The organism is Pseudomonas sp. BF-RE-21 (genome assembly GCF_019947305.1).
Taxonomy (GTDB): Bacteria; Pseudomonadota; Gammaproteobacteria; order Pseudomonadales; family Pseudomonadaceae; genus Aquipseudomonas; species Aquipseudomonas migulae.
Genome location: NZ_JAGYGF010000007.1, coordinates 118,674 through 137,070, shown reverse-complemented (window position 1 = coordinate 137,070; position 18,397 = coordinate 118,674). Strand labels below are relative to the sequence as shown.

Genomic DNA, 18,397 nt, shown 5'->3' with positions numbered 1-18,397 from the left:
CGCTGACAGACATCCGCCGAAACTAAAAGCCTGTGACCATGGCCTAAACCCTATAACGGGAGGAAACCATGAGTCGCGCCTTCGTCAATGAAGATAACGCCGCCGCGCAAGTTGATCAGCCCGTCGAACGGCAGGTCAGCACGCAGCCCAATTACGTCACGCCCGCAGGCCTTGCCCAGTTGCAGGCAAAAGTTGCCGGGTTGCAACAATTGCACAATGAACAATCGGCCAAAGGCGAGCAGGCCGACAAGCAACGCCTGGTGGACCTTGAGCGGGATTTGCGCTACTTCAATCAGCGCCTGCAAAGCGCTCAGGTCGTGACCGCCGCCAGTTCAACGCAAAAGGTGCAGATCGGCAGCCGCGTGACCTTCGCCGATGAGCACAGCACCGAGCAAACCGTGCAATTGGTCGGGGAAGACCAGGCCGACGCGTCTGCGGGCCTGATCAACTGGGGTTCACCGCTGGGCCGGGCATTGCTTGGGGCGCAACTCGGCGACGAGGTGCTGTGGCAACGCCCGGCCGGCGATCAGACGATCGAAATCATCCGCATCGAACCGGCTTAAACCACGCCCTGGGCGAGCATGGCGTCGGCGACCTTGACGAAACCGGCAATGTTCGCGCCTTTGACGTAGTTGATGCGGCCGTTCTCTTCGCCGTAATGCACGCACGCATGGTGGATCGACTGCATGATCCCGTGGAGCTTGCTGTCCACTTCCCCGCCGGTCCACAGCAGACGCATGGCGTTCTGCGACATCTCCAGCCCGCTCACTGCGACACCGCCGGCGTTGGACGCCTTGCCCGGCGCGAACAGAATCCCAGCCTCGATAAACAGGTCCACGGCTTCCAGGGTGGTCGGCATGTTCGCGCCTTCCGCCACGCAGATGCAGCCGTTGCGCAGCAACGTGCGCGCGGCCTCGGCATCCAGTTCGTTTTGAGTGGCGCAGGGCAGCGCGATGTCGCACGCCAAGTCCCACGGGCACTGACCCGCACGGAACTCCAGACCGAAACGCGTGGCCAGCTCGCTGATCCGTCCACGCTTGACGTTTTTCAGCTCCAACAGCGCCAGCCACTGTTCTTCGGTCAAACCCGCCTCGCAGTACAGCGTGCCTTCGGAGTCCGAGAGCGAAATCACCTTGCCGCCCAGATCCATGACCTTGCGCGCCGCGTACTGCGCAACGTTACCGGAACCCGAGATCGCTACGCGCTTGCCTTCGACGGCTTCACCGCTGCGCTTGAGCATTTCCTCGGCGAAGTACACGCAGCCGAAACCGGTGGCTTCCGGACGAATCAGGCTGCCGCCATAGCTCGGGCCCTTGCCGGTCAGCACGCTGGTGAACTGGTTGCTCAGGCGCTTGTACTGGCCGAACAGGAAACCGATCTCGCGGGCACCGACGCCGATGTCGCCAGCCGGCACGTCAACGTCTGCACCGATGTGGCGGTACAACTCGCTCATGAAGGCCTGGCAGAAGCGCATGACTTCCGCGTCGCTTTTGCCTTTCGGGTCGAAGTCCGAGCCACCCTTGCCACCGCCCATGGGCAACGAGGTCAGGGAGTTTTTGAAGGTTTGTTCGAAGGCGAGGAATTTCAGTACGCCGAGGTTCACCGATGGATGGAAACGCAAGCCGCCCTTGTACGGACCGATCGCGCTGTTCATCTGGATGCGGAACCCGCGATTGACCTGCACCTTGCCGTGATCGTCGACCCAGGAAACACGGAACACAATCGCCCGCTCCGGCTCGCAGATCCGCTCCAGAATGCCGGAGGTCAGGTAATGCGGATTGGCTTCGAGAAATGGCCACAGACTGCGCAGGACCTCTTCGACGGCCTGGTGGAATTCAGGTTGGTCCGGGTCGCGTTTTTTCAGTCGGGCAAGGAAGGTTTCGACGGATTCGATCATGGAAAAGTCTCGGCAAATTTATTGTCGTTGGAAGAGATTGGGCCGGACTTTAGCAAACGGAGTGCGCACAGTAATAGAGCAAAATGTCGCGTTTATGAAATTAAATGGTGCGCAGGATATAAATAACTTCCATTTTCAGGCTGATTTCGCACCTAAAAAGGGATTCACAAATTGGATCATGCACCAGTAGTGATTCCGCTTTCGCGAGCAAGCTTTGCTCCTACAGTTGATCGCGTCCCCTGTAGGAGCAAAGCTTGCTCGCGATGAATGCACCTCGGTGTACCTGAAAAAACCCATAAAAAAACGGAGCCCGAAGGCTCCGTTTTTTCATGCAACCAACCCGAAATCAGGCCAGTTTCTTGTGCCGAACACGATGCGGCTGGGAAGCCGCTTCGCCGAGGCGTTTCTTGCGATCGGCTTCGTACTCGGTGTAGTTACCTTCGAAGAACACTGCTTGCGAGTCGTCTTCGTACGCCAGGATGTGCGTCGCGACGCGGTCAAGGAACCACCGATCGTGAGAGATCACAATGGCGGCGCCCGGGAAGTCCAGCAGGGCTTCTTCCAGGGAACGCAGGGTTTCAACGTCGAGGTCGTTGGACGGTTCGTCGAGCAGCAGGACGTTGCCGCCCTCTTTCAGGGTCAGGGCCAGGTGCAAGCGACCGCGCTCACCACCGGACAGGTCCTTGACGAACTTCTGCTGATCGCCGCCCTTGAAGTTGAAGCGACCGACGTAGGTACGCGACGGGATCTCGTAGTTGCCGATGCGGATCTGATCCGAACCGTCGGAGATTTGCTGGAACACAGTCTTGCTGCCGTCCAGGTCTTCGCGGCTCTGATCGACGCAGGCCAGTTGCACGGTTTCGCCGACTTCGATGCTGCCCGAATCCGGTTGTTCCTTGCCCATCAGCATGCGGAAAAGCGTCGACTTACCGGCACCGTTACCGCCGATCACGCCGACGATGGCGCCTTTAGGCATGGAGAACGACAGGTTGTCGATCAGCACGCGATCGCCATAGCCCTTGGAAACGTTCTTGAACTCGATGACCTTGTCACCCAGGCGCGGACCGGCCGGGATGTAGATCTCGTTGGTTTCCGAACGCTTCTGGAATTCCTGCGATTGCATTTCTTCGAAGCGTTGCAGACGTGCCTTGGATTTGGACTGGCGGGCCTTGGCGCCTTTGCGCACCCATTCCAGTTCTTCCTTCATGGCTTTTTCGTGGGCCGACTGCTGCTTGGATTCGGCAGCGAGACGATCGGACTTGGCTTCAAGCCAACCCGAATAGTTGCCCTCGTACGGGATACCGGCGCCGCGGTCGAGCTCGAGGATCCAGCCAGCAACGTTGTCCAGGAAGTAACGGTCGTGCGTGATCGCAACGACAGTGCCCGGGAAGTCGTGGAGGAAGTGTTCCAGCCAGGCGACGGAATCGGCGTCCAGGTGGTTGGTCGGTTCGTCGAGCAGCAGCATGTCCGGTGCGGACAGCAGCAGGCGGCACAGGGCCACACGACGCTTTTCACCACCGGAAAGGAATTCGACCTTGGCGTCCCAGGCCGGCAGGCGCAGCGCATCGGCGGCGACTTCCAGCTGGCGATCCAGGTTGTGACCGTCGCTGGCTTGCAGGATGGCTTCGAGCTTGGCCTGTTCGGCGGCCAGTTTGTCGAAGTCGGCATCTTCATCAGCGTAAGCCGCGTAGACCTCGTCCAGGCGTGCCTGGGCGTTCTTGATCACGCTGACCGCTTCCTCGACCACTTCACGCACGGTCTTGGTCGGGTCCAGGATCGGTTCCTGTGGCAGGTAGCCGATGTTCAGCTCCGGCATCGGACGGGCTTCGCCCTCGAACTCGGTGTCGACGCCGGCCATGATTTTCAGCAGCGTGGATTTACCCGAACCGTTGAGGCCGAGCACGCCGATCTTGGCGCCGGGGAAGAAGGACAGCGAAATGTTTTTCAGGATTTCCCGCTTCGGCGGAACAACTTTGCCCAGCCGATGCATGGTGAAGACGTATTGAGCCATGGAGAACCTTGGGTCAGTGACAGATGAATGATTGGAGCGCAGGCGATGCCCGGCCAGGCCGTGCGCGTCGACGACTGATAGGTATCAATGCTGCGCGCTGAAAAAACCTGATTCTAGGAGCTGGAACGCTCCCGCGTAACCGGCAAAGCTACCTTATTGACAGAAGGCAGTCCAGCCGGGAGGGTCTGGCACTTTGCCACAACTCAAGGCATGCTAGCCGCCCTCCGGGCGTCCGGCTTATAGTGCACGTCGCGCCAGTCCAGCTAAATCGCAGGATTACAGTTTGTCTAATGTCACTCCGCCCTTGACCACCCGTGCACCGACTGCTGTGTCCGGTTCCCCCCTGCGCGGAACATTAAAGGGCGCGCTGGCGACACTCGTGCTTTTGCTGCTCGCGTTGCTGTTCTGGCAACTGCTGGATCAGCTGCGCGAAACCCAGAAAAACCAGCGCCAATACACCATCGACTACACCGCCGATCTGGCTGCACAAGTCAGCCTGAACATGTCGCTCAATGCGCAGATCGCCCTCAACCTGCTACCGATCGTCGAACAGCCGCAAAGCGCCGACGAACAGCAGGAGCTGCTGCGCAAGCTGCAAAAGTCCTTGCCCGACCTGCGCAGCCTCGCGTTGTTGAGCCCCTCAGGGAAAGTCATCAGCGACACCACCGCCGACAGCGACGACGCCGACTACCTCGTCGAGCTGGTACGCCGCAGCCGTACCCAGGCACATTATTTCAGCAACGCCGATAACGGTTCGGTGGTGCACTTGTTGCTGCATCAAGCCAGCGGCAGCTCTCGGGGCTATTGGGTCCTGCGCCTGACGCCGAGCTTTTTCTCGTCACTGACCAAACCAGGCGAGGCCGGTATCCGCCCAATGTGGCTGGTGGAAAACCGCGTCAATCACCAGGTCATCAGCCGCGATGATTCACAGCCCCTGGCCAAGCCGAGCGAGCTGACCGCAAATGATGTGGCCAACAGCGTGCTGACGGTCCCCTTGACCGGCAGCGACTGGCAACTGCGCGGGTTGTTCGACCGGCAACGTGTGATCGAGGAACTGCTGCCGGCGTTTATCGGTAAATGCCTGTTGGGGCTGGCGCTCTCTCTGCTGCCGCTGATCGCCCTGTTGAACATACGCCGTCGTCAGCGCCAGGTGAGTGAAGGTCGCCGGCGCTATCAGGATATTTTCGAAGGCACCGGCGTCGCCCTGTGTGTGCTCGATGTGTCTGGTCTCAAGAACGTCTTCGACAAAAACCAGTTGCTCAGCACCGAACACCTGCAAGCCTGGCTGGAAACCCCGGAACAGCGCCAGCAACTGTTGCAGGAACTGCGTATCACCGAGGTCAACCAGGTCGCCCTGCAACTGCTCAACGTCAATTCCTGTGAACAAGCCTGGAAGTTGCTGATCGACGGCAATCCGCTGGATGGCACCGCCATCGGCAATCAAGTGCTCGAAGCGGTACTCAATCAGCAGAAACAGTTCGAGCTGGAAATAAAACTGCAAGACGCCAATGGCCGCGATCAGCACCTGTGGCTGGTGATGCGCCTGCCGGAAAACCAGGACGACTATAAAGCGGTGATCCTGAGCATCAGCGACATCACCAGTCGCAAGCTCATCGAACTGTCGCTGCTTGAGCGTGAAGGGTTCTGGTCCGACGTGGTGCGCACCGTGCCGGATCATTTGTACGTCCAGGACGTGATCAGCCAGCGCATGATCTTCAGCAACCACCACCTGGGCCAGACACTCGGTTACAACCGCACCGAGCTGCACCAGATGGGCGAGTACTTCTGGGAAATCCTGCTGCACCCCGAAGATGCCGACCACTACCACCGCGCGCGACAGACCCAGCGGCACGCGGGCTATACGCAATTGCTGCAATGCCAACTGCGCTTCCGTCACCGCAACGGCAAATGGCGGCGTTTCGATATTCGTGAACAGGCGCTGGCGCGGGACAAACACGACCAGGTCACACGGATCATCGGCGTGGCCAAGGACATCACCGAGCAGATCGAGGCCAGTGAGTCCCTGCGCGACAGCGAGCAGCGCTACCGGATGCTCGCCGAAAGCATCAGCGACGTGATTTTCTCCACCGACAGCAAGCTCTCGCTCAACTACGTCAGCCCGTCGGTGCAAGCCGTGCTGGGCTACGACACCGACTGGATTTTCCAGAACGGCTGGCAGTCGACCATCGCCAACCCGCAACAGTTGACCGGCATCTACAACCTGATGGACCGCGTCAGCAAAGCGCTGGGCAAACCCGACCAACTGGCGCTGTTGCGCAGCCAGGTGCAGACCCAACTGTTCCTGTTCGACTGCCTGCGTGCCGATGGGCGCAAGATTCCGATCGAGTTGCGGCTGGTGCTGGTCTGGGACGAACACGGTGCCTTCGAAGGCGTGCTCGGTGTCGGTCGCGACATCAGCCAGCAACGCCGCGCCGAGAAAGACCTGCGCATGGCGGCCACGGTATTCGAACACTCGACGTCGGCGATCCTGATCACCGACCCGGCAGGCTACATCGTGCAGGCCAACGAAGCGTTCAGTCGCGTGAGCGGCTATGCGGTGGAGCAAGTGCTCGACCAGTTGCCGAACATGCTGACCGTCGACGAGCAGCAGGAAGCGCACCTGCGCTATGTGCTCAAGCAATTGAATCAGCACAGCACCTGGGAAGGCGAAGTCTGGCTCAGGCGTCGTAACGGCGAGCATTACCCGGCGTGGGTCGGCATCACGGCGGTGCTCGACGATGAAGGCGATCTGGCCAGTTACGTGTGTTTCTTCAGCGACATCAGCGAGCGCAAGGCCAGTGAACAACGGATTCACCGCCTCGCCTATTACGACGCCCTGACGCACCTGCCCAACCGCACGCTATTCCAGGACCGCCTGCACACCGCGCTGCAATCGGCGGAACGGCAGAAGTCCTGGGTGGTGCTGATGTTCCTCGACCTCGACCGTTTCAAGCCGATCAACGACTCCCTGGGCCACGCCGCCGGCGATCGCATGCTCAAGGAAATGGCCACGCGCCTGCTCGGTTGCGTCGATGACGACGACACCGTGGCGCGCATGGGCGGCGACGAATTCACCTTGCTCCTGCAACCGCGGGCCAACCGTGAAATCGCCCTCAATCGGGCGATTCACGTGGCCGAACAGATTCTCGCCAGCCTGGTGAAACCGTTCGTGCTTGAAGGCCGCGAATTCTTCGTCACCGCCAGTATCGGCATCGCCCTGAGCCCGCAGGACGGCAACGAACTCAGTCAGCTGATGAAGAACGCCGACACCGCGATGTACCACGCCAAGGAACGCGGCAAGAACAACTTCCAGTTCTATCAGGCGGACATGAACGCCAGCGCCCTCGAGCGCCTGGAGCTGGAAAGCGACTTGCGTCACGCCCTGGAGCAGAACGAATTCGTTCTGTACTACCAGCCGCAATTCAGCGGCGACGGCAAACGCCTGACCGGTGCCGAAGCCTTGCTGCGCTGGCGTCATCCGCGCCGTGGCCTGGTGCCGCCGGGGGATTTCATTCCGGTGCTCGAAGAACTGGGCCTGGTGGTGGACGTCGGCGACTGGGTGATCAGCGAGGCGTGCCGTCAGCTCAAGACCTGGCATCAGGCCAAGGTGCGGGTGCCGAAGGTATCGGTCAACATCTCTGCCCGGCAGTTCTCCGACGGCCAGCTCGGCACGCGGATCGCCACCATCCTCAAGGAAACAGGCCTGCCGCCGGCGTGCCTGGAGCTGGAGCTGACCGAAAGTATCCTGATGCGCGAAGTCAGCGAGGCGATGCAGATTCTGGCCGGGCTGAAAAACCTCGGGCTGAGCATCGCGGTCGACGACTTCGGCACCGGTTATTCGTCGCTCAACTACCTCAAGCAGTTCCCGATCGACGTGCTGAAGATCGACCGTACCTTTGTCGATGGCTTGCCGTCGGGTGAACAGGACGCGCAGATCGCCCGGGCAATCATTGCCATGGCCCACAGCCTCAACCTGGCGGTGATCGCCGAGGGCGTGGAAACCCATGAGCAGCTGGACTTCCTGCGTGAGCATGGCTGTGATGAGGTTCAGGGTTACCTGTTCGGGCGGCCGATGCCGGCGGGACGGTTTGAAGCGCAGTTCAGTAATGATGCGCTCTTCATGTTCGACTGAAATTTTGTGGTGAGGCAAATGACGCCATCGCCGGCAAGCCGGCTCCTACATTTGGAATGCGTTCCCCTGTAGGAGCCGGCTTGCCGGCGATGTGGGCGGCATGATCACCGCTGATCCCGACATGAAGCCCACTTGTCTGCGACATGATGCCCTTTCATATGCCATCTAAATCCCATTGGGTTAGAATGCCCCCCTTTTCTGCCCCGATCCTTGAGGACCGCCATGTTCAGCCGTGATTTGACTATTGCCAAGTACGACGCCGATCTTTTTGCCGCCATGGAGCAAGAAGCTCAGCGCCAGGAAGAACACATCGAGCTGATCGCTTCGGAAAACTACACCAGCCCTGCGGTGATGGAAGCTCAAGGCTCGGTACTGACCAACAAGTACGCCGAAGGCTACCCGGGCAAGCGCTACTACGGTGGCTGCGAGTTCGTCGACGTCGTTGAGCAACTGGCCATCGACCGTGCCAAAGAACTGTTCGGCGCCGATTACGCCAACGTTCAGCCGCACGCCGGTTCGCAAGCCAACAGCGCCGTTTACCTGGCCCTGCTGCAAGCTGGCGACACCATCCTGGGCATGAGCCTGGCTCACGGTGGTCACCTGACCCACGGTGCCAGCGTTTCGTCCTCCGGCAAGCTGTACAACGCCGTTCAGTACGGCATCGACGCCAATGGCCTGATCGACTACGACGAAGTCGAGCGCCTGGCCGTTGAGCACAAGCCGAAAATGATCGTGGCCGGTTTCTCTGCCTACTCGCAGATCCTCGACTTCCCGCGCTTCCGCGCAATCGCTGACAAGGTTGGCGCCTACCTGTTCGTCGACATGGCCCACGTGGCCGGTCTGGTCGCCGCTGGCGTCTACCCGAACCCGGTGCCATTCGCTGACGTCGTGACCACCACCACGCACAAGACCCTGCGCGGTCCACGTGGCGGCCTGATCCTGGCTCGCGCCAACGCCGACATCGAGAAGAAGCTGAACTCCGCAGTATTCCCGGGCGCCCAGGGTGGCCCGCTGGAGCACGTGATCGCCGCTAAAGCGATCTGCTTCAAGGAAGCGCTGCAGCCTGAGTTCAAGGCTTACCAGCAACAAGTGGTGAAAAACGCCCAGGCCATGGCCAGCGTCTTCATCGAGCGCGGTTTCGACGTGGTTTCCGGCGGTACTGAAAACCACCTGTTCCTGCTGTCGCTGATCAAGCAGGAAATCTCCGGTAAAGACGCTGACGCCGCTCTGGGCAAAGCGTTCATCACCGTGAACAAGAACTCCGTGCCAAACGATCCACGTTCCCCGTTCGTCACCTCCGGCCTGCGCTTCGGCACTCCGGCTGTGACCACTCGCGGCTTCAAGGAAGCAGAGTGCAAAGAGCTGGCCGGCTGGATCTGCGACATCCTGGCTGACCTGAACAACGAAGCGGTGATCGACGCCGTTCGTGAGAAGGTCAAGGCTATCTGCAAGAAGCTGCCGGTGTACGGCGCTTAATTGCACCGCTAGACCGTAGTTAGAAAAAACCGGCCAGTGATGGCCGGTTTTTTTTCGCCTGCGATTTGTGGGTGCCGGCTGGCTGGAGCGCTTGTTCTTGAGCCTTGCATTGATCTTTTGGGCGCCATCGCCAGCAAGCCGGCTCCTACACACCCAGCTTCGCTGGTCAGACCGGTCATGCCAATTTTCAGGTTTTCACTTGTAATCGTAAAAAAATCCGGCGTAGACTGCGCCTGCACTGGACATACCGGTAAGACCACAATAATTAAGTCCTGAATCTGATGCGTGCAGCGCACGGCAGCCAGGACACCGACCAGGATTCCTCCCATGCTCAGATGGTGCTCGCGTTCAATCTTCCTTCAAGTGGTTCTCGGACTGGTGCTCGGCATCGTCTGCGGGCTGACCCTTCCCGAATACTCCGCCCAGCTCAAACCCCTCGGCGACGGTTTCATCAAACTGATCAAGATGCTCATCGGCCTGATCGTGTTCTGCGTGGTGGTCAGCGGCATCAGCGGTGCCGGCGACCTGAAGAAGGTCGGGCGCATCGGCCTCAAATCGGTGATCTACTTCGAAGTGCTGACTACCATCGCCCTGGTGATTGGCCTGGTGTTCGCCTTCAGCACCGGCATCGGCAGCGGCGCGAACATTCATCTGGAGCAGCTGTCTGCCGCCGACATGGGCGACATCGCCCAGCGCGGCCAGCACATGCACACCACTACGCAGTTCCTGATGGACCTGATTCCGACCTCGGTGATCGGTGCATTTGCCGACAACAACATCCTGCAGGTCCTGCTGTTTTCAGTGCTGTTCGGCAGCGCACTGAACCTGGTGGGTGAAGCCGCGTCGGGCATTTCCCGGCTGATCAATGAGCTGAGCCACGTGATTTTCCGCATCATGGGCATGATCGTGCGCCTGGCGCCGATCGGCGTGTTCGGCGCAATTGCCTTCACCACCAGCAAATATGGCCTGGACTCCCTGCAACACCTGGGCAGCCTGGTCGGTCTTTTCTACCTGACGTGTGTCGCGTTCGTGGCGCTGATTCTCGGCCTGGTGATGCGCCTGTCCGGCCTGCGCATGTGGCCACTGCTCAAATACCTGCGCGAAGAACTGATGATCGTCATGGGCACCGCGTCGTCCGACGCCGTGCTGCCGCAAATCATGCGCAAGCTCGAACATCTGGGCATCGGCAGTTCGACGGTCGGGCTGGTGATTCCCACCGGTTACTCATTCAACCTCGACGGATTTTCGATCTACCTGACATTGGCCATTGTGTTCATCGCCAATGCCACCGGCACGCCGTTGGCCATGACTGATTTGCTGACCATTTTGCTGGTGTCGCTGATCACCTCCAAAGGGGCTCACGGGATTCCCGGCTCGGCGCTGGTGATTCTGGCAGCGACACTGACGGCCATCCCGGCGATTCCGGTGGTCGGTCTGGTGCTGGTATTGGCGGTGGACTGGTTCATGGGCATCGGCCGCGCGCTGACCAACCTGATCGGCAACTGTGTCGCCACCGTGGCCATCGCCCGATGGGAAAAAGACATCGATATCCAACGCGCAAACAAGGTGCTTTCCGGTCAGGTGGGTTATACCTTCCAGCCTCGAAAACCGGTCGCGCCCGCGCACCAGCAGGAATTTTAAACAACGTGTGCCTGCCTATGGGCAGGCACATTATCGCGACTTGGAGCGAACAGTGATTACCTCGTCAACCGTCGTAAATTCAGTAGTGGAAAAACTTCGTGCCGCGCTGGCACGTGGGCAATGGCGCTCCGGCGAGATGCTGCCGGGGCAACGTGAACTGGCCGAGCAACTGGGCATCAGCCGCCCGAGCCTGCGCGAGGCGGTCATCGTCCTGGAAACCCTCGGCCTGGTGCGCTCGATGCCGGGCAAAGGCGTGGTGGTGCTCGATGCCCAACTGACAGACAGCCAAAGCCACGACAGTGCAGTGGCCGGTGCGAGCCTGGAAGACGTGCTGCAACTGCGCTACACCCTTGAGCCGTTTATCGTCGGCCTGGTGGCGCAGTCGATCAGCAGCAAGGAAGTCGGGCAATTGCGCCTGACCCTGATGGACATGCGCGAAGCCCTGGAGGCGAACGACAGCGAAGCCGGGGTCAACGCCTACATCGCGTTCCACGAAGAGCTGTTCACGCTGACCTCGAATCCGATTTTCCAGAGCGTGGTACAGCAGACCAGCAACGCCCTCAAGCAAAGCGCCGAGGTGCTGCGCAACTCACCTGAGCATCTGGCCGAACGCCTCGAAGAAAACGAAGCCGTAGTACGCGCGATCCGCAGCAAAAACAGCGCCCTGGCGAGTGCCGAAATGCGTCGGCACATTCTTCGCGAAGGCCAGCGGATGGGCATCGAATTGAATATCCCGGACGACAACCTCGGCAGCTGAACCCTCTTGGAACCGGAGACAGGCCATGAACAGCTTCGCTTCAGCGCAAACTCTTGTTGCCCTGCCCTTTCCCGCGCCGACGGATGATCTCTACTCGCGAGTCTTCGACGCCATTCTTGAACAGCGCATCGATGCGGCCAGTCGCTTTACCGAAGAAAGCCTGGCGCAGATGTTCGGCGTTCGCCGCAGTGACATGCGCGGGGTGCTGACGCAGCTGTCCCATCAGCAGATCATCGTGTTGCGCACTCACCATCGTCCCCGAGTCGCTGCGCTCGATCATGAGCAAGTCCGGCAGACGCTGCATGCGCGGCGGCTGACCGAAACCACGGTGGTGCGGCTGGCGTGCCAGCAGCCCCGTGCGCAAGACTTGAAGTGTCTGCGTGGGTTGATTGATCGCGAGCGCCAATGTGCCGCGCATGGCTCGGCGATCAGGTTGGCGGGGGCGTTTCATCTGCAGCTGGCCGAAATGGCGGGGAATGCACCGCTGGCGCATTTTCTGGGCAGCCTGGTGCCACTGACTTCACTGGCGATTGCGCAGTTTGATGTATCGGTGGAGGGTTATTGCGATTGGCGGGTGCATTCCGCGATTCTGGATGCGGTGGCGCGTGGGGATGCGGTGAAGGCGGTCTCGCTGCTAAGCGGGCACCTGGATGATCTTGAGGAAATATTGCTGAACTCAGGACTTGGGCTTAGTCAGGATCGTGTTGCTGGTTAGATCGCTTTCGCGGGCAAGCCTCGCTCCTACGGATATCACCGACTGTAGGAGCGAGGCTTGCCCGCGAAGGCGTTATCACTGACCAACGAAATGATTCAATCCGCCGCCACCCGCGCAAACCCCTCGCGGATCTTCTCTTCCGGCAATTCATCGGCAATAAACACAATCACACTTTCCCGCGCCTCGCCCTCTGCCCACTCCGTGTCCCAGTCGAAGCCATACAACTTCAGCACCCCCTGAAACACCATGCGCCGCGGCTCGCCAAGGATGTTCAGCACGCCTTTGTAGCGCAGCAACTGCTTGCCATGTTCTTCCAGCAGTTCGTTCATGAATTCGCTGAGCTTGTCGATATCCAGCGGCTTGTCGGTGCGCAGCACCAGGCTGGAAATGCGGTCGATGGAAGGCGCTTTGCTGACCGGGCGCAAACTCACGCCGCCACCCAGGTCGGCATTGAGGTTGAAGCCGCGCACATCGAGCAGTTCGGCCAGATCGATCTGGCCGTGGTCGACCACGCGAATCGGCGCGCGACGGTTGATACGGGTCAGGCGCTCGCTCAACGCGGTGAAGGTCGGCTCGTCCACCAGATCGCGTTTGCTCACCAGCAAGCGGTCGGCGAAACCAATCTGCGCCTGGGCGATGGTTTGGGTCAGGTGTACGTCGGCGTGCGCTGCATCGACCAACGTGATGATGCCGTCGAGGATGTAACGCTCACGCAGTTCTTCGTCGATGAAGAAGGTTTGTGCCACCGGTGCCGGATCCGCCAGGCCGGTGCACTCGATCACCAGACGGTCGAAGGCGATTTCGCCACTGTCCAGGCGTTCGAGCAACAGGTAGAGCGCCTTGGTCAGGTCGGTGTGGATGGTGCAGCAGACGCAGCCGTTGGACAGCGTCATCACCTGCACTGGCTCGTCGCCCAACAGTTGGGTGTCGATGCCGGCGTCACTGAATTCGTTTTCGATCACGGCGATTTTCAGGCCGTGCTCGGCTTTGAGCAGGTGGCGCAACAGCGTGGTCTTGCCGGCGCCGAGGAAGCCGCTGAGGATCGTGACGGGGATGGGAGAGGACAACTGGAGTCTCCTGCTTTACAAAATTAGAAAACAACATAAAACAAATGTGGGAGCTAGCCTGCTAGCGATGGCGGACTGTCAATCAACAGTGATGTTGAATGTTCAGCCGCCATCGCCAGCAGGCTAGCTCCCACAGGGATTGCTGTTAACCCGACAACCGGGTCAACAGCACTTCGGCCCACCCTTGCCACCGTAACGGGCTTCCTGACGTTCCCGAAAGAACATTTCGTAGCTCATCACCGGTTTGTCCGGGTGTTTGGTCTGCATATGCTCGACGTAGTTGTCGTAGTCGGGCATGCCGACCATCAGGCGCGCGGCCTGACCGAGGTATTTACCGAGGCGACTCAGGTCATTGAACATGCTGCAATCCTCGATTACGCGTCCGGCAAGGCCTGGAATGGCGATTCTTTATCCGTGCGCTCTTTTTTACCCCAGGCGGCAATGCCGACCTTGAGTGCATAGAACAGGATACTGAACACCACGAACAGGAACAGCGCGGTCAGCGTTGCGTTGGTGTAGGCGTTGAAAATCACGTGTTGCATCTGGGTGATGTCCTTGGCCGGGGCGAGGATCTGACCGTTGGCCAGCGCATCGCTGTATTTTTTGGCCAGCGACAGGAAGCCGATCGCCGGGTTGGCGTCGAACAGCTTGATGAAGCCGGCGGTGGTGGTGCAGATCAGCAGCCAGACCGCTGGCACCATGGTCACCCAGACGTAGCGTTGGCGTTTCATTTTGATCAGCACGACGGTGCCGAGCATCAGCGCGATACCGGCCAGCATCTGGTTGGAGATACCGAACAGCGGCCACAAGGTGTTGATGCCACCCAGCGGATCGATCACGCCCTGATACAGCAACCAGCCCCACATCGCCACACAACCGGCGGTGGCGATCAGGTTGGCGGTCCAGGATTCGGTGCGTTTCAGCGCCGGCACGAAGGAGCCGAGCAAGTCCTGCAACATGAAGCGACCGGCACGGGTGCCGGCGTCTACCGCTGTCAGGATGAACAGCGCTTCGAACAGGATCGCAAAGTGGTACCAGAACGCCATGGTGTTTTCACCCGGCAGGACACTGTGCAGGATCTGCGCAATACCGACCGCCAGGGTCGGCGCACCGCCGGCGCGGGCCAGGATGGTGGTTTCACCGATGTCCTTGGCCACCGTTTGCAGCGCTTCCGGGGTAATTGCAAAGCCCCAGCTGCTGACAGTTTGTGCAACTGCGACCACGTCACCACCGACGACGGCCGCCGGGCTGTTCATGGCGAAATACACGCCTGGCTCGATCACCGAAGCGGCAACCATCGCCATGATGGCCACGAACGATTCCATCAACATGCCGCCGTAACCGATGTAACGGGCGTTGACCTCGTTATCCAGCAGTTTTGGCGTGGTGCCGGAGGAGATCAGCGCGTGGAAACCCGAGACCGCGCCACAAGCAATGGTAATGAACAGGAACGGGAACAGGCCGCCCTTCCATACCGGACCGGTGCCATCGATGAACTGGGTCAGCGCCGGCATTTTCAGCTCGGGCATGGTCACCAGGATGCCGATCGCCAGTGCGATGATGGTGCCGATTTTGAGGAACGTCGACAGGTAGTCACGCGGGGCCAGAATCAGCCACACCGGCAAAGAGGCAGCGACGAAACCGTAACCGACCAGCATCCAGGTGATCTGCACGCCAGTGAAGGTGAAGGCTTTGGCCCAGACCGGGTCCGCGGCAATCTGCCCGCCCAGCCAGATCGAACCCAGCAGCAACAGCACGCCGACGATGGAGATCTCACCGATGCGGCCCGGGCGGATGTAGCGCATGTAGATGCCCATGAACATCGCGATCGGGATAGTCGCCATCACCGTGAAAATGCCCCACGGGCTCTCGGCCAGGGCTTTTACGACGATCAGCGCCAGCACCGCGAGGATGATGATCATGATCAGGAAGCAGCCGAACAGCGCGATGGTGCCGGGGATGCGGCCCATTTCTTCGCGGACCATGTCGCCCAGGGAGCGGCCGTTGCGGCGGGTGGACATGAACAGGACCATGAAGTCCTGAACCGCACCGGCCAGCACCACACCGGCAATCAGCCACAGCGTGCCGGGCAAGTAGCCCATCTGCGCCGCCAACACTGGACCGACCAATGGCCCTGCGCCAGCGATGGCCGCGAAGTGGTGACCGAAGAGGATGTGTTTGTTGGTAGGGACGTAGTCCAGACCATCATTGTTGAGCACAGCGGGGGTGGCCCGTCGTGAATCGAGTTGCATCACGTTGTTAGCGATGAACAGACTGTAATAACGGTACGCAACCAGATAAATGGCCACGGCAGCGACCACAATCCACAAGGCGTTGATTGCCTCGCCTCGACGCAATGCCACTACGCCAAGGGCGCACGCTCCTACGATTGCCAGCAGCAGCCAGGGTAGGTGGCGTAGCGGGCTATTATTATTTTTCATTTTTTTATTCCAGCCAGGGTGGACAAGAAAGACAGCCACCCCGAGTTTAGCTCTCCTGACGGCAAAGGCCATACCCGACATTGGTCTAGACGCCCGTGTCAGCTGGCAGGCTTTGACAATGCGGGTCTATAGTCAGCGGACATGTAAGAGGAATAAGCCATGAGCGAACACCCTGCCAATCGCCGCCGCTTCAAACGTATTGCGTTCGATGCCCGAACCGAGCTTTGCCAAGGGGAATTCATCTGGCCAGTGAAGCTGATTGACTTGTCGCTCAAGGGAATACTGATCGAGCGACCCGAGCCGTGGCTGGGCGACCCGAAAAAGATGTTTTCTGTCGACATTCATCTCAGCAAGGACTTTGACATCAAGATGGATGTGCAACTGACGCACGACGATCCTCGCCATTTGGGATTCGTTTGCCGATATATCAGCCTGGAATCCATCGAGCGGCTGCGGCGATTGATCGAGCTCAATCTGGGGGATCCGCAGGAGCTGGAGCGCGAGTTGGGTGCCCTGATCGAAGTCTGAAAACCCGACACCAATCCAATGTGGGAGTGAGCCTGCTCGCGATAGCTGTTTAACATTCAACGATGATGTTGACTGACAGTCCGCTATCGCGAGCAGGCTCGCTCCCACAGGATCGGTGTTCTATCTGGCAGGTTATTCGAACAGTGCGTCGAGGGCCTGTTCGAGGCGGGTCACGGCAATAATCTGCAATCCCGGCGGAGACTCCTTCGGCGCATTGCCCTTGGGCACGATGGCCCGTTTGAAGCCGTGCTTGGCCGCTTCTTTCAAGCGTTCCTGCCCACTCGGCACCGGACGCACTTCGCCAGACAAACCGACTTCGCCGAACACCAGCAGGTCATGGGGCAATGGCCGGTTACGCAAACTGGACATGACCGCCGCCATCAGCGCCAGGTCGGAAGCGGTTTCCAACACCTTCACGCCGCCCACCACGTTGAGGAACACGTCCTGGTCGTGGGTCGGAATGCCGCCGTGTCGATGCAGAACCGCCAGCAACATCGCCAGTCGGTTCTGATCCAGCCCCAACGTGACCCGACGCGGGTTGGCCAGATGGCTGTCATCCACCAACGCCTGAACCTCCACCAGCATCGGTCGGGTGCCTTCCCACGTTGCCATGACCACACTGCCCGGGACTTCTTCCTGTGCACGAGTAAGAAAAATCGCCGAAGGGTTGGAGACTTCTTTCAAACCCTTGTCGGTCATGCCGAACACGCCCAGTTCGTTGACCGCGCCAAAACGGTTCTTCACCGCCCGCAGCAAGCGCAAGCGACCGTCGGATTCGCCCTCGAAATACAGCACGGTATCGACCATGTGCTCCAGCACACGCGGACCGGCCAGCGCACCTTCTTTCGTCACGTGGCCAACCAGGAAAATGGCTGTGCCACTCTGTTTGGCATAACGCACCAGCAAGGCTGCGCTCTCCCGCACCTGGGACACGCCGCCCGGTGCCGATTGCAGCTGCTCGGTGAAAATCGTCTGAATCGAGTCGATCACCATGACCTTGGGCTTTTCGACCCGGGCGGTGGCGATAATGGTTTCGATGCAGGTTTCGGTCATGACCCGCAGTTGATCCTGCGGTAATCCCAGGCGTCGGGCGCGCATGGCCACTTGCTGCTGGGACTCTTCGCCCGTGACGTACAACGCCGGCATGCTCTTGGCGAGGTTGCACAAGGTTTGCAAGAGGATGGTTGATTTGCCGATGCCCGGATCACCGCCGATCAATACCACCGAACCGTCCACCAGCCCGCCACCCAGGACGCGATCGAGCTCACTGGATGCAGTGGAAAAGCGCGGTATTTCTTCGACGCTGACTTCGGCCAGGGTCTTGATCTGTGCCTGTTGGCCGGTCCAGCCGGTGCGGCCGCTGGGGGCTGCGGCACCGCCGCTCTCGACCATGGTTTCGGTCAAGGTGTTCCAGGCCCCGCACTCGCCGCACTGGCCGGCCCACTTGGGGAAGGTTGAGCCGCACTCGGTGCAGCCGTACATGCGCTTGGCCTTGGCCATCTGAACTCCCGGCAAAAACCGCGATGATAGCTCAGCTGGGCTGGATCAGTGCGACGGAGTTGCCCAATGGAATTGTGCGGAAACTTGCTCGGCTCTCGAGACAACGACAGCGCTGCAACGTTCATAACTTGTACAACGCGCTGCCAAAATAACTCGACCAACGTTAAATCCAAAACCCACAAAGCTGTACAACTCTTATCACTCTGCAAACTTAACGTACAACATCACCCAA

General features: G+C 59.8%; 13 protein-coding genes. 7 read left to right on the top strand and 6 right to left on the bottom strand.

The annotated features are described in order from the left end of the window. Positions 1 to 68: 68 nt before the first annotated feature. The gene (locus KGB25_RS07990) at positions 69 to 563 is read left to right on the top strand and encodes a GreA/GreB family elongation factor (RefSeq protein ID WP_008037922.1); all 495 of its coding nucleotides are present in this window, start codon (positions 69 to 71) and stop codon (positions 561 to 563) included. Here the strand turns inward: KGB25_RS07990 and gdhA are convergent. Together gdhA and ettA are read right to left on the bottom strand one after the other, a co-directional pair. After that, complete coding sequence (gene gdhA, locus KGB25_RS07985) at positions 560 to 1,897, bottom strand: NADP-specific glutamate dehydrogenase (RefSeq protein ID WP_008028863.1); 1,338 nt, start codon at positions 1,895 to 1,897, stop codon at positions 560 to 562. The genes KGB25_RS07990 and gdhA overlap by 4 nt on opposite strands. A gap of 346 nt (positions 1,898 to 2,243) precedes the next feature. Next, positions 2,244 to 3,908: an energy-dependent translational throttle protein EttA gene (gene ettA, locus KGB25_RS07980; protein WP_008028865.1), complete on the bottom strand. Its 1,665-nt coding sequence runs from the start codon at positions 3,906 to 3,908 to the stop codon at positions 2,244 to 2,246. 283 nt (positions 3,909 to 4,191) lie between these two features. Here ettA and KGB25_RS07975 point away from each other — a divergent pair, with 283 nt between their 5' ends. The 5 genes from KGB25_RS07975 to KGB25_RS07955 all read left to right on the top strand — a co-directional run bounded on the left by KGB25_RS07975 (position 4,192) and on the right by KGB25_RS07955 (position 12,629). Further along, positions 4,192 to 8,040, top strand: a complete 3,849-nt coding sequence (locus KGB25_RS07975; protein ID WP_192228010.1) for a bifunctional diguanylate cyclase/phosphodiesterase — start codon at positions 4,192 to 4,194, stop codon at positions 8,038 to 8,040. Positions 8,041 to 8,262: 222 nt separating this feature from the next. Beyond that, entirely contained in the window at positions 8,263 to 9,516 is a 1,254-nt protein-coding gene (gene glyA, locus KGB25_RS07970; RefSeq protein WP_008028869.1) for a serine hydroxymethyltransferase, read from the top strand. A 327-nt stretch (positions 9,517 to 9,843) separates the two neighbouring features. Further along, positions 9,844 to 11,157, top strand: coding sequence for a C4-dicarboxylate transporter DctA (locus tag KGB25_RS07965; protein WP_008040326.1), 1,314 nt, complete (start codon positions 9,844 to 9,846; stop codon positions 11,155 to 11,157). Between the two features lie 52 nt (positions 11,158 to 11,209). Beyond that, on the top strand, positions 11,210 to 11,914 hold the full coding sequence (locus tag KGB25_RS07960; RefSeq protein ID WP_008040325.1) for a FadR/GntR family transcriptional regulator: 705 nt from the start codon (positions 11,210 to 11,212) through the stop codon (positions 11,912 to 11,914). 25 nt (positions 11,915 to 11,939) lie between these two features. Further along, positions 11,940 to 12,629 carry a GntR family transcriptional regulator gene (locus tag KGB25_RS07955; protein WP_223434744.1) on the top strand — a complete coding sequence of 230 codons (690 nt, stop codon included), beginning with the start codon at positions 11,940 to 11,942 and terminating at the stop codon, positions 12,627 to 12,629. Between the two features lie 95 nt (positions 12,630 to 12,724). Here the strand turns inward: KGB25_RS07955 and yjiA are convergent, their stop codons facing one another. From yjiA to KGB25_RS07940, 3 genes are all read right to left on the bottom strand, one after another. Continuing rightward, positions 12,725 to 13,696: a GTPase gene (gene yjiA / locus KGB25_RS07950; protein ID WP_008028882.1), complete on the bottom strand. Its 972-nt coding sequence runs from the start codon at positions 13,694 to 13,696 to the stop codon at positions 12,725 to 12,727. A 162-nt stretch (positions 13,697 to 13,858) separates the two neighbouring features. Then, a complete protein-coding gene (locus tag KGB25_RS07945) occupies positions 13,859 to 14,056 on the bottom strand; it encodes a YbdD/YjiX family protein (RefSeq protein WP_007895266.1) in 198 nt (65 codons plus the stop codon). Between the two features lie 14 nt (positions 14,057 to 14,070). After that, on the bottom strand, positions 14,071 to 16,137 hold the full coding sequence (locus KGB25_RS07940; RefSeq protein WP_008040323.1) for a carbon starvation CstA family protein: 2,067 nt from the start codon (positions 16,135 to 16,137) through the stop codon (positions 14,071 to 14,073). Positions 16,138 to 16,296: 159 nt separating this feature from the next. Between KGB25_RS07940 and KGB25_RS07935 the strand changes: the two genes are divergently transcribed. Next, positions 16,297 to 16,665: a PilZ domain-containing protein gene (locus KGB25_RS07935; RefSeq protein WP_008040322.1), complete on the top strand. Its 369-nt coding sequence runs from the start codon at positions 16,297 to 16,299 to the stop codon at positions 16,663 to 16,665. Between the two features lie 132 nt (positions 16,666 to 16,797). Here the strand turns inward: KGB25_RS07935 and radA are convergent, their stop codons facing one another. Next, a complete protein-coding gene (gene radA, locus KGB25_RS07930) occupies positions 16,798 to 18,165 on the bottom strand; it encodes a DNA repair protein RadA (RefSeq protein WP_008028888.1) in 1,368 nt (455 codons plus the stop codon). Positions 18,166 to 18,397 lie beyond the last annotated feature (232 nt).

Coding starts and splice junctions, on each gene's coding strand:
- radA (WP_008028888.1), bottom strand. CDS start 18,165: ATGGCCAAGGCCAAGCGCATGTACGGCTGCACCGAGTGCGGCTCAACC.
- KGB25_RS07955 (WP_223434744.1), top strand. CDS start 11,940: ATGAACAGCTTCGCTTCAGCGCAAACTCTTGTTGCCCTGCCCTTTCCC.
- KGB25_RS07935 (WP_008040322.1), top strand. CDS start 16,297: ATGAGCGAACACCCTGCCAATCGCCGCCGCTTCAAACGTATTGCGTTC.
- KGB25_RS07940 (WP_008040323.1), bottom strand. CDS start 16,137: ATGAAAAATAATAATAGCCCGCTACGCCACCTACCCTGGCTGCTGCTG.
- glyA (WP_008028869.1), top strand. CDS start 8,263: ATGTTCAGCCGTGATTTGACTATTGCCAAGTACGACGCCGATCTTTTT.
- KGB25_RS07965 (WP_008040326.1), top strand. CDS start 9,844: ATGCTCAGATGGTGCTCGCGTTCAATCTTCCTTCAAGTGGTTCTCGGA.
- KGB25_RS07990 (WP_008037922.1), top strand. CDS start 69: ATGAGTCGCGCCTTCGTCAATGAAGATAACGCCGCCGCGCAAGTTGAT.
- gdhA (WP_008028863.1), bottom strand. CDS start 1,897: ATGATCGAATCCGTCGAAACCTTCCTTGCCCGACTGAAAAAACGCGAC.
- KGB25_RS07945 (WP_007895266.1), bottom strand. CDS start 14,056: ATGTTCAATGACCTGAGTCGCCTCGGTAAATACCTCGGTCAGGCCGCG.
- ettA (WP_008028865.1), bottom strand. CDS start 3,908: ATGGCTCAATACGTCTTCACCATGCATCGGCTGGGCAAAGTTGTTCCG.